Below are 15,019 nucleotides of genomic sequence, written 5' to 3' on the forward strand. Positions count from 1 at the left end.
AGGGACGGTAGAGAACGAAGAAATTATATTAGAGTGATGATGCCTCATTAAGCCAACGGGCAGGTTGTTTCAATCATGCCGACAGTATCTTTTAGAAATTCACAAAGGCAGGAAAATGTAGGAATTGTGCGGAATAAATATACAACTTTATCTTATTTGGAGGTTGTAAAATGGCGTTCCCGACACATATTGTATCTGCAGGCGGAATTGTAGAAGATGGAACTGGAAATATCCTTTTAGTAAAAGCTCATGACGATGGTTGGGTGTATCCTGGTGGGATAACTGAAGTAGGAGAAAACCTAATTGATGGCGTCATTCGTGAAATCAAAGAGGAAAGTGGAATAGATGCCACGGTTAGCCATTTGATTAGTGTTGTTTCGAATACAGCAATCCATAAGTGGTATGACGGTGTGACTGATGTGCCTACGAAGGTCATGTTTGATTTCGTGTGTAAAGCTGTGGGTGGAGAGTTAGCGACTTCTAATGAAACGAGCGAATGTAGGTGGGTACCGAAGGAAAATGTTCTGGATTTGATTACTTTACCTGGAATCCGCATGCGTTATGAAGCTTATTTGAACTTTAACGGATCTGTGAATTATATGGAGTATGTAACTGCGTCAACGACAGAATTTGATGTCAAGCTTCAAAGGAGTGTTTAGTTGTATTAGGGTAAAGTGTATTAAGCAAACGGGGAACGATAGTTCAATAAAAAAACAAGGAAGCAGCTGACCAATGAAATATCTTCGTGGGTTAATGAAAAGGTCTGATGAACTAATAAGGACCAGCACAATAAAGTGGTAGTTTTATGGATATACAATAGTCGCCGAATGGAACTTGGTACTATAAGGAGGCAGAACACATGCTAGAAGAACAGGAAATATTCGCGGGCGAAGGATATAACAGGTCGTACGCAATTGCTACGGGTATGCCGATTTTGAATCTTAGGGGTAGCATACCGCGTGAAGGTAACGGCCAACTATCATTTCCGTGGGTGACAACGGGCATCAGGATTGATAAAGAACAGATGTTGGAAACCGTTATGAAGCAAAAGACACTCGAGTATTTGTTTAACATGCAATTCAGTAAGGAGGAGATGACCGACCGCAATTTGGTTGTAGGCTGTTATGAATACAGGAATCCGAATGACAAGGAACAAATATTGCTATATGCGCTGGTTTCGTTGAAGGAATTTCTCGCGAGATACGGTGATGAACGGGCATCAGAGATTCTGATGCGAGTTGGCTGCACATACGAGAAGATTATGGAGGAATGCGATGAAGCCATTGAAGAACACTTTGCAGTGTTGCGCCGGTCACTTCATTTAAAGAATTTGAGGGACAAATATGATGTCGTTTACGAGTGGAGTGAAGAGGAAGGGGTAAAGACGTACATTATCAGATACACCAAATCGAGTTATACGAAGATTAAAGCTAAATCATTCGAAGAGTTGACTAAACTCTATGACGAGCAACGTAAGAAGGATGCAAAGAAGACGTTCGCGATTCTGGAACCGTTAGAAGCATTTATGCAAGCCTAAGAAAACCGCCCCTTTACGGGGCGATTTTTCACCATTTCATCGAAAGAAGATTCGAGGATGTCGCGGGACAAGAACATTGTTCCATTCCGCTATTATAGCGGCTTTTTTGTTTTAAGGAACCAAGTTCTTGTCCCAAGCTTAGGACAAGAACTTGGTTCCTTTGCCGAAATGGACACGAACTTGTTCCCATTTCCGATTAGACAAAAACCTGAATAATGAGTAGATACAACTAAGAAATGCACCGCTGAAGCAGCTAGCCAGCACAGTCCCAACACCTATAGGTCCTTTAAGAGATCATGTGTCGGCAGGTGGTAGCCGCAGCAACCGCTTCGGCGAGCACCTGCGTGCTGAAGACCTGTTGGCAAATGCCCAGTGAAGCTTGGGGTTTTCACGGTTCCGACGATCGCGACGCCAAAGGCGCTGCCGAATTCCCGGATTGTAGACTCTTTTCCAATGGCTAGAGTACCGGTGCCAGTTCGCAACCTAGGTTTTTTACACTTTCAAGCAATAACTCAAATCAAGTAAACACATCATATATCTGCAACCACGTGCTGCTTGACTAGTACTGTTGAAATAATAATGAGTATAGAAATGATTGCAATAATTAAAGGTATAGTACGGTTAAAGACATGACCACCTCTTAACATTAGGTAGATTGTTAAAACGTGAATGCTTGGAAAACAGTTACATAATGCAATTAATGTTTGAAAATAGACCATTCTGTTCCGGAATGCAAGAGCAATCAATACCCCCATGATGAAAGGATACATATTTAAATGCTAGACGGGGGAATCTCTCTTCGCGATGAGCATTTGAATTTTCACCTACCCGGGATAATGGAGACATTCCCAGATTGAAATAGGAGTATCCTTGTTCTTTTGCCCACTCCATTAGATTTACAAATAAGACATCCATCGTACCATTAGGAGTTTCGTTTAAATGTCTCCTTAAATCAATAGAGATCAATCTGTTGTGGTCATAACCTGGTGCTAGTGTTGCAAAGGCAAAATTTTGCCTTCGGCATCCCGGAGCAGAGCAATAGGGAATCACTGTAATAAAGAAGGTGAGTCAAGGAATGAAGGATTGACAGGCATTATACGGTTGTTTATTGTACTTATATGTGTAAAAATATATTTTATATATAAAAATATAATGAATGAATTGGTGATGTGATTATCATGAGTACGAATGATAGAATACCGTTGTACCAACAAATTCAAGACTACATCCGCAAATTCATTGCTTCCGAAAATATGAAGCCGGGTGATCGAATACCGACAGAGAAGGAACTCATGGATCGATTTAACGTTAGCAAAATTACAGTTGTGAATGCCCTGACAGGCTTGGCTAACGAGAAATTGATTGCACGCGTCCCGGGGAAAGGAAGCTTTGTCGCGGAAGGCACAGATGCAGCAGACACCTCATTTTCTGAATTTCCGGCAGTAAAAGGAGGCAGATCGAGTACAAGAATGATTGGGGTGATCATGCCTACGATTCACGACTACTTTGCGATTCGACTCATCGAAGGGATCGAGCAGTCACTCAATCAGGAAGGCTATCGCAGCATGATCATGCTGACACATGGCAACATTGAGAAAGAAAAGGATGCGATCAGGGAGTTAAAGGCACTTGGAACTGAGGGGTTGTTAATCTTTCCTGTGGATGAAGGTAACTATAACGAGGAGATTCTCGGCATGAAGTTATCCGGCTTCCCTTTTTTGCTGATTGACCGATATTTGCCTGGCGTCGAAACCCATTACATTGCGGCTGATGGAAGGTTGGGCGTGAGGCTGGCCGTTGAACATCTATGGGAGCTTGGACATCGTGATATAGCGATCTGCTCGGATTCTCCATTGCAAACCGTCACGGTCCAGGAGCGAATTGATGGTTATATTGAAGCACTGAAGGATAAAGAAGCATTGATTAACCCTGCACATATGATTACAGATTTCAAACCACTGTCTGTTCTGAAGGATGCAGAAGCCCATCCATTGTACCGATATATCAGCAACAAGATGGTGACTGCTTATATATCGCTGAATGGCAGGCTGGGGGTTCAGATCTATCAAATGGCCAAGCAAGCCGGTCTTCGCATTCCCGAAGATGTATCGATTGTAAGCTTTGATGACCCCACTTCCATCGTGGAGGAATTCAGTATTTTTACGCATGTAAAACAATTTGAGAGAGAGATGGGAATCCGCGCAGGCAACCAGCTTCTCGAAGTCATTCGGAATAGCCGCGAGATTACAGGTTTCAGCAAAATTCTGATTGAACCTGAACTTGTCGTTCGTCAAACGACTGGAAGCTGTCCCTAATCATCATTTCAATGCTTAAATCAAGTCTTTTCCGTAGATGTACGGAAAGGGCTTTTTTATTTTTCTCAAAAAAACATATTGAATATATTCTTAATGTATATTATATTTTGTAAAATGGTGAATATTTACAACAAAAGACCAATCCAACATGGGCAGGGAGGTCATAGCTGTGGTTAGAGATCGGAAAGAAGAACGAACCGGATTCCAGGAATCAGCACCCTATCATCCTGATTATGATCTGCAAACGGATTTTGTCATGGTCTATGGAATGGACGATACGATGCCGCAACGTATTCAGGAATGGAAGGATAAAGGGTACGTGGTTCATTTAATGACAGGAGTAGCATGGGGGTCCTATAACGACTATCTGGACGGAGAAGTAGACGGGGAAACGCACTGGGATGAAGCCCAGATGGATCGCGATGGCGAGATGATTGTCCATGGGAAGGAACCTATTATTCCTTACATGGTCCCAACGGTTTCCTTTGGTAAATATATCGCTGAACGCATACGTGCAGCTGTTGATTCTGGCGTGGAGGCGATCCATCTGGAGGAACCTGAATTCTGGGTAAACGGGGGGTACTCGGAATCGTTTAAGAGAGAATGGCAGTTGTATTACAAAGAACCCTGGAGTCCGCCTCACTCCTCACCCGATGCACAGTTTCGGGCTTCCAAATTGAAAGCGTATTTATACACACGTGTGTTAGACCGATTGTGTACCGAGATGAAAGATTACGCTCTGAAACGTTACAATCGCATCTTGCGATTCTACGTTCCGACCCACAGCCTGATCAATTATACGCAGTGGCGAATTGTTAGCCCGCAGTCTCGATTGATAGAGCTTCCCTCCGTAGATGGATATATTGCTCAAATCTGGACCGGGACATCACGAACACCGAACGTGTATGAAGGGGTGCGCAAAGAACGCACTTTTGAAACCGCTTACCTGTAATATGGTGTCATGCAAGAGCTTGTGCGGGGTACAGACAGACGAATGTGGTTTCTGCATGACCCGATCGAGGACAATCCGAATTATACATGGGCCGACTATAAACAGAACTACCTGAAGACCGTTGCTGCTTCCCTGCTTCATCCCGGGGTTTCCCATTACGAGGTCGCACCTTGGCCGCGAAGAGTTTTCAAAGGAACTTATCCTTCCGATGAAGGCACGCATAAAGAACGGATTCCACCTGACTATGCAACGACATTGCTGCATGTCATGCACACGCTTGGCAACATGGATCAGGACCGGATTGAAATGGATGGTGAATCTCCCCGCATTGGTGTATTGATTGCCGACTCAGCGATGTTTCAGCGCATGAAGCCTGAACCGGAAGCACCGAATGCAGGAAAGTATGACGGCACAGATCCAAAAGGTTTTCAAGAGGATGGCGACACTGAGCTGCTGGATTTCTCTCCATTCTATGGTCTTGCTCTGCCATTGCTTAAACACGGAATACCTGTGAGGCCTGTCCAGCTCGATAATGTGAGGCGGTATCCGCATTACCTGGCACCCTATCGTGTCCTGCTGTTGAGTTACGAGTACATGAAACCGGAGCACTCCGATATCCATTATGCACTGGCCCAATGGGTACAGGACGGTGGTGCGTTGATCTATGTGGGAGACGACAGCGACCCCTATCACAACATCCGGGCATGGTGGAATGATGACCAGCGCAGGGAAAGCACGAATACCACATATACCTCACCACGCGAGCACTTGTTTGAACAGCTAGGGCTTAAGGTAGAACAGGAAGGGATTCATCATGTGGGCAAAGGGGCGGTGCATTGGCTTCCTGTACATCCGGCTGCATGTACGTCAAGTAAAGTGAGTGCAGATCAACTTCGCCAGACTGTGAAAGAAACATGGGAGAGACTACAGGATTCCAACTTCCGTTGGGAAGCCAAGCATTATTTTAAAATTAAACGTGGGCCCTACATCATAGCCTCTGTCCTGGAAGAGTCCATATCCGAAGAACCACTTATTATCCCAGGTCCGCTGGTGGACTTGTTCGATCCATACCTGCTTGTTCGGCAAGAAGTAAGGTTGGCTCCTGGTGAGCAAGCACTGTTATACGACATTACGGCAGGAAGGCCACAGCAAGACAAGGTGAGCCTGATCTCTGCCTCTTCCAGAATTGAAGATCTGACGATAACGAATACAGGTTTTCAATGTGTAGCCAAGGGTCCGACCAACATGCAGGCCACCGCCAGATTCTATTGCCCATTTGAACCCATATCCGTTTGCAGTATCTATCAACACCAGACTGTACCTGTCGAATGGAAATGGGATTCAAAATCGAAAACCGTACTGCTGAACTATGAGCATGGCAGCAAGAACAAGGTGGAGATTCAAGTAAGGTGGGATCGTGAGAATGCAGAAGCAAAAGCTTGATGAACGAGAGGAGAGAACAAAACAATTATGCCATATGAACCGATTAGACTCGGACATTTGAATCAAATGCTGTCCAAACTCCGTGAAGCCATATATGAGCCCATTGCCCAGTTGAATGTGACGGCATGGGTTACCCCGGAGCCTGTTCCATTCGAGGAAAGAATGTCAGGTCAGCAAATCACTCTTTCACAGGGCGAGCGTTGGGGGAAGTTATGGGATTGTGCCTGGTTTTGTTTTACAGGGAGCATTCCACCGTCCGGTAGTGACGCCAAGGCTGTTCTTCTGCTGGACGTGAACGGCGAACTCTGTCTGGTAGATCAGGAAGGAACACCTGTACAGGGTTTGACAACCATCAACTCGGAGTTTGAATTCACATTGGGTCTGCCCGGGAAAAGAGTGGTTGAACTGGAACATGCGTCGATAACAGTGACAGACGGGGCATTCGAACTGTGGGCTGATGCTGGCAATAACGACTTATTCGGCAAATACCAAGGCGGTACGGTAAAAGAAGCGGTTATGGCCATCTGTCGTGAAGATATCCGAAGTCTCTATTACGACACTGAAGTGCTTCTGGAGACGGCAGAACATCTTCCTGTCAACACGGCGCGCAGAGAAAGAATTCTTCAATCCCTATATGACGTTTCCATATTATTGACGGAACTCAGCCCTGACCGCATTCAGCGCGCCAAGAAATTATTAAACGAACCATTATCACGTCGTGGCGGAGACCCCGTGATGAACATAAGTGCGGTTGGGCATGCCCATATCGATTTGGCCTGGTTATGGCCGATCCGTGAGACGATCCGAAAGGGCGCAAGAACATTCTCCACGGTGCTTCGCATGATGGAGCGTTATCCCGATTATGTGTTCGGAGCGAGTCAGCCTCAGCTATACGATTGGATGAAACAGCACTATCCCAAGATGTATGACCAGATCAAGGAACGGGTGCAGGAAGGCAGATGGGAACCGCAAGGGGCCATGTGGGTCGAGTCGGATACCAATGTGCCAGGCGGTGAATCTCTTGTACGCCAGATTCTGTACGGCAAACGTTATTTTCAACAGGAATTCGGAATGGAGATGAAGTCGCTGTGGATGCCAGATGTATTTGGATACTCCGCAAGCTTGCCGCAGTTGTTGAAGAAATCCGGTGTAGATTACATGATGACCCAGAAGCTCTCCTGGAGTGAGTACAACCGCCATCCTCACCATTCCTTTCTGTGGGAAGGAATCGACGGTTCCTCGGTGTTAACACATATGCCACCTGAGGATACGTACAACAGTCCGGCCGCCCCACGTTCCATTGCCAAAGCAGAGCGGGAGTATCTGGACAGAAATGTTTCCAGCCACGCATTGATGCTCTTTGGCATTGGAGACGGCGGCGGCGGGCCGGGAGAAGAGCATTTGGAACGGCTGGAGCGGGAGAAGAACCTGCTCGGTCTGGCGCCTGTTGTGCAGGAACCTTCCTGGAAATTTTTTGAACGGTTAAATGAAGAAAGAGAGCGATTCCAGACCTGGCGTGGGGAGTTGTATCTCGAAAAGCACCAAGGAACCCTGACCAGTCAGGCACGGAGCAAGTGGTATAACCGCAAGATGGAGAAAGCTCTGCGCGAGCTGGAGTTTGCAGCTGTACTGGCTGCCCGCATGGGCAAGTCTTATCCGGCCGAAGCATTGGAGACGATCTGGAAGGAAGTGCTTCTGTACCAGTTCCATGATATCCTCCCCGGATCTTCGATTAAGCGAGTATATGATGAGTCGTTAATACGGTATGAAGCATTGCTTCAGCAGACGGAAGGCATGATCACCGAAACCTACAGCTATATTACAGATTATATCTCTTCCCAAGAGGGAAGCTCCAATTCAACTGTGGTATTCAACTCACTGCCGTGGGAACGTCAGGAGTGGCTGCACCTCCATGGACGATGGCATAAGGTGCAGGTTCCATCCATGGGCTACACCGTGATATCTGATCATGAAGACCAGGAGGTCATGGGGGAGATCGCAACTGGTATTGAAACGGATGTTGCTACGCTGGAAACAGATTTCCGTGACACAGCCAAGGAGTACAGTATGGAGAATGACATTCTCATCGTGAAATTTGACCCCAATGGCGGCATCACCTCGATCCTGGATAAGCTGGAGGCACGTGAAGTTATCCTACAAGGACAGCAGGGGAACGACCTTCGTGTATATCATGATGAAGGCGATGCCTGGGATTTCCGCCATGATTATTCAGCGCAAGTGGGGATGCCATTAATTCTGAATGATATCCGTGAGCTTCGGGATGGTCCGAAAGTTGGGTTGGTTTTTGATTACAGCTACGGAGAATCGTCTCTAACCCAAACCGTTATTTTAACGGAGGGCAGTCGGCGTATTGATTTTGAGACGGTCGTGGATTGGCAGGAATACGGTAAAATGTTACGCACTTCGTTCCCGGTGCAGATTCGTACCGATCAGGTTCACTGTGAAATCCAGTTTGGCAGCCTGAGCAGGCCGACTCACCGCAATACGATGTGGGACTTTGCCAAGGATGAGATATGCGCTCACCAATGGGTGGATATATCGGAACCGGATTACGGAGTCGCCTTACTCAACGATTGCAAATACGGGCATCGAGCCATTAACAATGTGCTTGACCTTCATTTGCTGCGCAGCAGTTCCTACCCGGATCCGGTGGCGGATCGTGCAGAGCACCAATTCACCTATTCGTTATATCCGCATCAGGGGAACCATGTTCAGGCTGAAATCTATCGAAGAGGCAATGAGCTCAATATTCCGCTGCGCCTGAGTTCCTTGTCTGCACCTTCAATGGATGTAGAAGAGGAAAAGCTGCCTTACACGAAAGCATTCCTGCAGCCAGATCATCCGCACATCATGGTGGAGTCCATCAAAAAAGCCGAGGACAGCAATGACATTATCGTCCGTCTGTATGAGACCTCGGGAACCCAGGTTAAAACGAAACTGTCTATCGGATGGGATACTGCTGAAGTTTGGGAGGTTGATCTCATGGAAAATAACATTTCATCGCTGGAGCTTCAGGATCAATCTGACGTAGTTGTATCCTTCACACCATTCGAGATCATCTCGCTGCGATTGAACGGTTAGATTAGCAAGAATAACGGTTTCAACCTTCCGCAAGAGAAAGGAGCGTTGGGAATGTGATTAAGAACAGTGTGTTAATGAAGCGAATCTGGAAGCATAAGCTCTTTTACTTGTTCATGTTACCTGGCATCATCTGGTTCTTCCTATTCTCTTATGTTCCCTTATATGGAATTCAGGTTGCCTTCAGGGACTATACCTTTGTTGGCGGTTTTACCGGAAGTCCCTGGGCAGGCTTCAAGTATTTTCAACAGTTCTTTAATTATTATCAATCCGGTGATATCATCCGCAACACAGTGATTATCAGTCTTATGAAGCTGTTAATCGGTTTTCCGATGCCAATCATTCTTGCCATTCTTTTAAACGAAATACGCATGATCAGGTTCAAGAAAACCGTTCAGACACTTTCCTATTTACCCTACTTTGTATCCTGGATTGTGGTTGTCACCCTGATGCAGAGATTGCTCACGCCATACGGCGGGCCAGTGAATGATTTGCTGGGGTCGTTCGGAACTGATCCAATCCAATTCCTGAACAATCCCACCTGGTTCTATCAGATGATTGTTGGATCGGATATTTGGAAGAACATCGGCTGGAACTCCATCATATTCATGGCTGCGATTGCCGGAATTGACCAGCAGCAATATGAAGCTGCCAAGATCGATGGTGCAGGGCGTTTCCAACAGATGTGGCATGTGACCCTGCCGGGTATACGTAATGTCGCCATTATATTATTTATTCTCGCCGTGGGTAACTTGATGAGTGCGGGTTATGAGCAGCTGCTTCTCCTGAATGGACCTGCGACCGCTGGCATGGGCAGTGTACTCGACGTGCACGCCATTAACTCGGGTATCCGGGAAGGGCGTCTGAGTTACGCGGCAGCTGTGGGGCTGTTCCAGAGTGTAATTGGGCTGATTTTGGTGCTAACGGTCAACCGGATTGCCCGCAAAGTCAGTGATGTATCCCTGTTCTAAGGAGGTGATGTGATGACACGCAAATGGTCCTTATTTTCAGTTATAAACTATACCATTCTCGCTTTGGTCGGATTCTCCATGATCTACCCGTTTATTTACATCCTGGCGTACTCGCTGAATGACGGCAAAGATTCCATGCAGGGCGCGATCTATTTCCTTCCACGACAATTTACATTGGAGAACTATGCCCAGGTATTTGATAACGCACGCATCTGGAAGGCGTACCAGATCACCATCATGCGAACCGTGCTGGGTACGTTCCTTCATGTGATTCTGTGTACATTGATGGCTTACGCGCTCTCGAAGAAATCATTGCCGGGCCGTTCATTTTTCACCTTTTACATCTTCTTGCCTACGATTTTCAGTGCCGGATTCATCCCGTTCTTCATTACGCTTCAGAAGCTGCATCTGATCAATACCTTCTGGGTGTACGTCTTACCGCTGTTATTCAACTTCATGCATATCATCATTATCCGGACCTTTCTGCAAGGAATTCCGGAAGAGCTGGAGGAATCAGCCCACATTGACGGGTATGGGGATTTTCAAATCTTCATTCGCATCATTCTGCCTCTCTCGGGACCCGTACTGGCAACCATCTCCCTCTTCATTGGGGTCGCCCACTGGAATGACTGGTTCTCAGGTGCCTACTATGTGTCCAACAAGGATCTGATTCCGGTGCAAACCCTCTTGCAGGAGATGCTGACCGAAGCGGAGTCGCTGTCCAATTCGATGCAGCGCGCAGCACAACAGGGCGGGCAGACGATTGGCAGTTCAGGCGGAGCGGGTGCGACACCCGAATCCCTGCGTATGGCTTTGCTCGTCATTACGGTCTTCCCGATCCTGTGTATCTACCCGTTCCTGCAACGATATTTCGTAAAAGGAGTGATGATCGGTTCGGTGAAAGGTTAGGTGATCCTAACCTGGAATTTGCTGAGTTTTATCAGGCTTGACCCAGATCATTCATCATCATATTTCAGGAGGCGATTGGTTTGAACCGAATTTGGTCGAAAGGCGTATCCGTATTACTCGTGTCCATCTTGGTTGGAGGATCGTTGAGCGGATGCACGGATTCATCAGGAAACGGGAATAGCGGAGAAGCAGCTGATGGTTCATACAAGCTCAAAATATTGCACAACTGGAACGGTTCGGGTGGTTCGGATAACGGAATAACGCCTGTGGAAGAAGTCATCAAGGAGAAGACTGGCGTCACGCTGGATTGGGAGTATACCAAAGGCAGTGAGACCGAGAAGGTAAACCAGATATTTGCTACGCAGGATCTGCCGGATATCTATACCGGACCCGCATGGGGGGGCGAGTTGGATGGCATTATCAAGGCGGCCAAAGAAGGGCAGCTCGTCGATATTTCCGACAAATTGGGGGACTATCCTAACCTCGCGAAATCCATTGCTGAAGAAAATGTACCCCCAGCGCTTTACGAAAAAGCAATAAATGCATATGACGGCAAAAAATATTTGCTTCTGCAAAACCAGCCTTCCCAGAATGAAGATGGCATGGATTGGCTGTACGGCTTTTACGTTCGTAAAGATATCGCGGATAAGGTGGGTATAGACCCTCAATCGGTCGTAACGAAGGAGGAATTCTATAACTTCCTCAAAGCCATCAAGGATGCCAATCTGCAAGAGAACGGGCAGCCGGTCTTTCCACTGGGTGGCTTCAGCAACGGCTGGTCCGTCGGCATCGGCAATACCATGTTCAATTCGGGTGGCAGTTATGTTGACAAAGGTGACGGAACGGTAGAGCATAACTTTTTCACCAAAGGTTATGAAGAATACACCCTGTTCTATCGGAAACTGGTTGAAGAAGGGTTAATGGACCCGGAAGCATTCACCCAGACTGACCCGATCGCCAAGGAGAAAATCAATCAGGGCCGCATCGCCATTCTGGCCGCACACTATCCAGCCATTCTGGATGCCTCCAAAGAATATGTTACTTCACACCCTGGAAGCGATTACATCCCGATCGGCCCTTTGGAGCGTGCAGATGTTGAACCGAATCGCCCTGCGGATCTGGGCATTCAGGGCAACAACGTAACAGCGATCACCAAAAACTGCAAGGGCGCATGTGTAGATGCGGCGCTGAAGTTCCTCGATTACATGGCTTCCGATGAAGGATTTATGCTGGCAAGATACGGAGTGCAGGGCGTTCATTGGGATTTGAAGGAGGGTAAACCTGTTGCCAATAAGGAGTGGTTCGATAAATTTACGGCAGATCAATCGGGTAAAGTTCGCAAGAACGAAGGCATTTCCATTGGTCTGGAATCCATCACGGGGCCTGATCGAATCAATTCGGTCGCAGGCGGAGATATCTGGGCCGATCAGAAACGGCTTGATGCCATGGAGAAGGCACGCAAAATCCTGCGACCTAATGGCATTCATGTCATTACAGCCTATAACCCGGGCGATGTGATGACTAAAGCACCGGAATGGGAGATGTTGAAGCCTTCCATGGACCGGATGGGTGATGCCTGGAAGGAAGCAATCTTTGCGAAATCGGATGAAGCAGCGTTGGGCATTATCAACGAGCTTCGCGAGCAGCTTCGAAAGACCGGATATGATCAAGCCATGCAGTTTACGAACGAAAACTTAAAAGGGAAAGACGTAGTTACCGTTCAGATGCCGAACTGATCACCTCCATATTCTTACTTTTAATTTGAAGGAGTTGCATTCATATGACGACTGAGTTCAGACCGCCTTCCGTACCTCTGGTTACTGTGGACCCTTATTTTAGCGTATGGTCAGCCGCGGACCATCTGTATGAAGATCATACCCGGCATTGGACGAACAAAACGAATGGCATGGTGGGCTTGGCGGTGATCGATGGAAAGCTTCGACGATTTATGGGGAAAGTGGGATCGGAGGAGCGTACAGCTGTCCAGGAACCTGAAGTGCTGGTGCAGACCAACCTGACTGTCCAGCCCGTAACGACTCGATATACCTTTCAAGGCGAAGGAATAGAGCTTAATGTTCAGTTCACCACACCTTTATTGCTGGATGATTTGGACCTGTTATCCAGGCCGGTGACCTATTTGAATTTTCAGGTCAAATCGATCGATGGGGCCTCCCACCAAGTCAAAATTTACGTCGATGTAACAGGCGAATGGTGTGTAAACACAACCGATCAGCACGTAACCTGGGAACGCCATGTCATTGAGGAACAATGGAATGCCATTTCCATGGGTACTGTGGATCAGCCCGTATTAAAACTTGCTGGTGATGATACACGAATTGATTGGGGATATATGGTTCTCGCTGTTCCTCAATCCTCTCATATCCAGACGGCCATTCACTCAGTTACAGGCCGCGAACAGTATGTACGCTCCCGTCAATTGCCGACAGAAGATGATCATCCTCAGCCGCGAGCTGTATCGGACAACATGCCGGTTATGGCCGCCGAGATCGATCTGGGGGCTGTCCGGGACGAACCGATATCCGAATTTCTCATGCTTGCGTATGACGATATCCATGCGATTGAATATTTTCAACAGCCTTTACATGCCTATTGGAAAAGAAATGGATTAACGTTTCATGAAATGCTATTACTGGCAGCCCAACAATACGAAGAGATTCAGCAGCGCTGTGACAGCTTTAATCTTGAACTCATGGCAGAGAGTCAGGCCGCAGGCGGTGAGAAATACCGGGATATTGTGGCGCTAACCTACAGACAGGCGATTGCAGCGCATAAGCTGGTTGCCGATGAGGAGGGGAATGTTCTATTTTTCTCCAAAGAGAATTTCAGCAATGGATGTATCGCTACGGTGGATGTCAGTTACCCTTCGATCCCATTATTCCTGAGATACAACCCTGAACTGATCAAGGGCATGATGCGTCCAATTTACAAGTATGCGATGAGCCCGGATTGGACGTTTGATTTTGCTCCTCATGATGTAGGAACCTACCCTAAGGCCAACGGTCAGGTGTATGGAGAGAATAAGCTGGAATACCAGATGCCGATTGAGGAATGCGGCAATATGCTGCTGATGGCTGCGGCGGTCAGCAAATATGAGGGAGATATCGAATTTGCTCGGCAGCATTGGGAACCTCTTACGCGATGGGCAGATTATTTGCTGCACAATGGACTCGATCCTGTAAACCAGCTGTGCACGGATGACTTCGCCGGGCATCTGGCGCACAATACCAATTTATCGATCAAGGCCATATTGGGTATTGCTGCGTATTCCTACCTGTGTGAAAAGCTCGGTTTGCAGGAAGGGGCGAAGTACCTGGAGGAAGCTCGGAACATGGCTCAGGAGTGGGTGTCCATGGCAGATGCCGGGGACCATTATAAGCTGACGTTTGACAGTCCAACCAAGTCATGGAGCATGAAGTACAATCTGGTGTGGGATCATCTGCTCGACCTGTACCTGTTCCCGAAAGAGATCGCCGCCAAAGAACTTGAATATTACATGCACAAACAAAACCGCTATGGCCTGCCGCTGGATAGCCGTGAAACGTATACCAAATCCGATTGGTTGGTATGGTGTGCCTCCATGAGTTCAACGAAAGCGCAGTTTGAGTCTTTCATTTCACCGCTGTGGGATTTCATGAATGAAACTTCGTCTCGTGTTCCCGTAACGGATTGGTATGACACGATCACCGCTAAGCAGATGAATTTTCAGAATCGTTCTGTGGTTGGCGGCTTCTTTATCCAATTACTCATGCAACAGTCTACAGACTGATGGGTG

General features: G+C 47.2%; 10 protein-coding genes and 1 pseudogene. 10 read left to right on the forward strand and 1 reads right to left on the reverse strand.

The window, feature by feature from the left end; genetic code table 11:
* Positions 1-170: 170 nt before the first annotated feature.
* Positions 171-659 (forward strand): NUDIX hydrolase, encoded by a 489-nt coding sequence (locus tag ACETMN_RS17320; protein WP_091020061.1) that lies wholly within the window; start codon positions 171-173, stop codon positions 657-659.
* A gap of 200 nt (positions 660-859) precedes the next feature.
* The gene (locus ACETMN_RS17325) at positions 860-1,537 is read left to right on the forward strand and encodes a hypothetical protein (RefSeq protein ID WP_223199714.1); all 678 of its coding nucleotides are present in this window, start codon (positions 860-862) and stop codon (positions 1,535-1,537) included.
* Between the two features lie 750 nt (positions 1,538-2,287).
* Here ACETMN_RS17325 and ACETMN_RS17330 read toward each other — a convergent pair.
* Positions 2,288-2,580, reverse strand: a pseudogene (locus tag ACETMN_RS17330) (phosphatidylglycerol lysyltransferase domain-containing protein); the annotation flags it as partial.
* Between the two features lie 135 nt (positions 2,581-2,715).
* Between ACETMN_RS17330 and ACETMN_RS17335 the strand changes: the two are divergent.
* The 8 genes from ACETMN_RS17335 (at position 2,716) to ACETMN_RS17370 (ending at position 15,013) form a co-directional block, all read left to right on the forward strand.
* Positions 2,716-3,852 carry a GntR family transcriptional regulator gene (locus ACETMN_RS17335; protein ID WP_091020059.1) on the forward strand — a complete coding sequence of 379 codons (1,137 nt, stop codon included), beginning with the start codon at positions 2,716-2,718 and terminating at the stop codon, positions 3,850-3,852.
* Between the two features lie 169 nt (positions 3,853-4,021).
* Positions 4,022-4,804, forward strand: a complete 783-nt coding sequence (locus tag ACETMN_RS17340; RefSeq protein WP_256975357.1) for a hypothetical protein — start codon at positions 4,022-4,024, stop codon at positions 4,802-4,804.
* A gap of 9 nt (positions 4,805-4,813) precedes the next feature.
* Entirely contained in the window at positions 4,814-6,247 is a 1,434-nt protein-coding gene (locus ACETMN_RS17345; RefSeq protein ID WP_411734828.1) for a hypothetical protein, read from the forward strand.
* Positions 6,248-6,274: 27 nt separating this feature from the next.
* Complete coding sequence (locus tag ACETMN_RS17350; protein WP_411734829.1) at positions 6,275-9,349, forward strand: alpha-mannosidase; 3,075 nt, start codon at positions 6,275-6,277, stop codon at positions 9,347-9,349.
* Between the two features lie 53 nt (positions 9,350-9,402).
* Positions 9,403-10,317 (forward strand): ABC transporter permease, encoded by a 915-nt coding sequence (locus tag ACETMN_RS17355; protein ID WP_240661880.1) that lies wholly within the window; start codon positions 9,403-9,405, stop codon positions 10,315-10,317.
* A gap of 12 nt (positions 10,318-10,329) precedes the next feature.
* Positions 10,330-11,226: a carbohydrate ABC transporter permease gene (locus ACETMN_RS17360; protein ID WP_091020055.1), complete on the forward strand. Its 897-nt coding sequence runs from the start codon at positions 10,330-10,332 to the stop codon at positions 11,224-11,226.
* Between the two features lie 80 nt (positions 11,227-11,306).
* A complete protein-coding gene (locus tag ACETMN_RS17365) occupies positions 11,307-12,962 on the forward strand; it encodes an extracellular solute-binding protein (protein ID WP_091020053.1) in 1,656 nt (551 codons plus the stop codon).
* Between the two features lie 44 nt (positions 12,963-13,006).
* A complete protein-coding gene (locus ACETMN_RS17370; RefSeq protein ID WP_411734830.1) occupies positions 13,007-15,013 on the forward strand; it encodes a glutaminase domain-containing protein in 2,007 nt (668 codons plus the stop codon).
* Positions 15,014-15,019: the final 6 nt, after the last annotated feature.

The sequence above is a fragment of the Paenibacillus sp. M2 genome (assembly GCF_046713495.1).
Classification (GTDB): domain Bacteria; phylum Bacillota; class Bacilli; order Paenibacillales; family Paenibacillaceae; genus Paenibacillus; species Paenibacillus amylolyticus_B.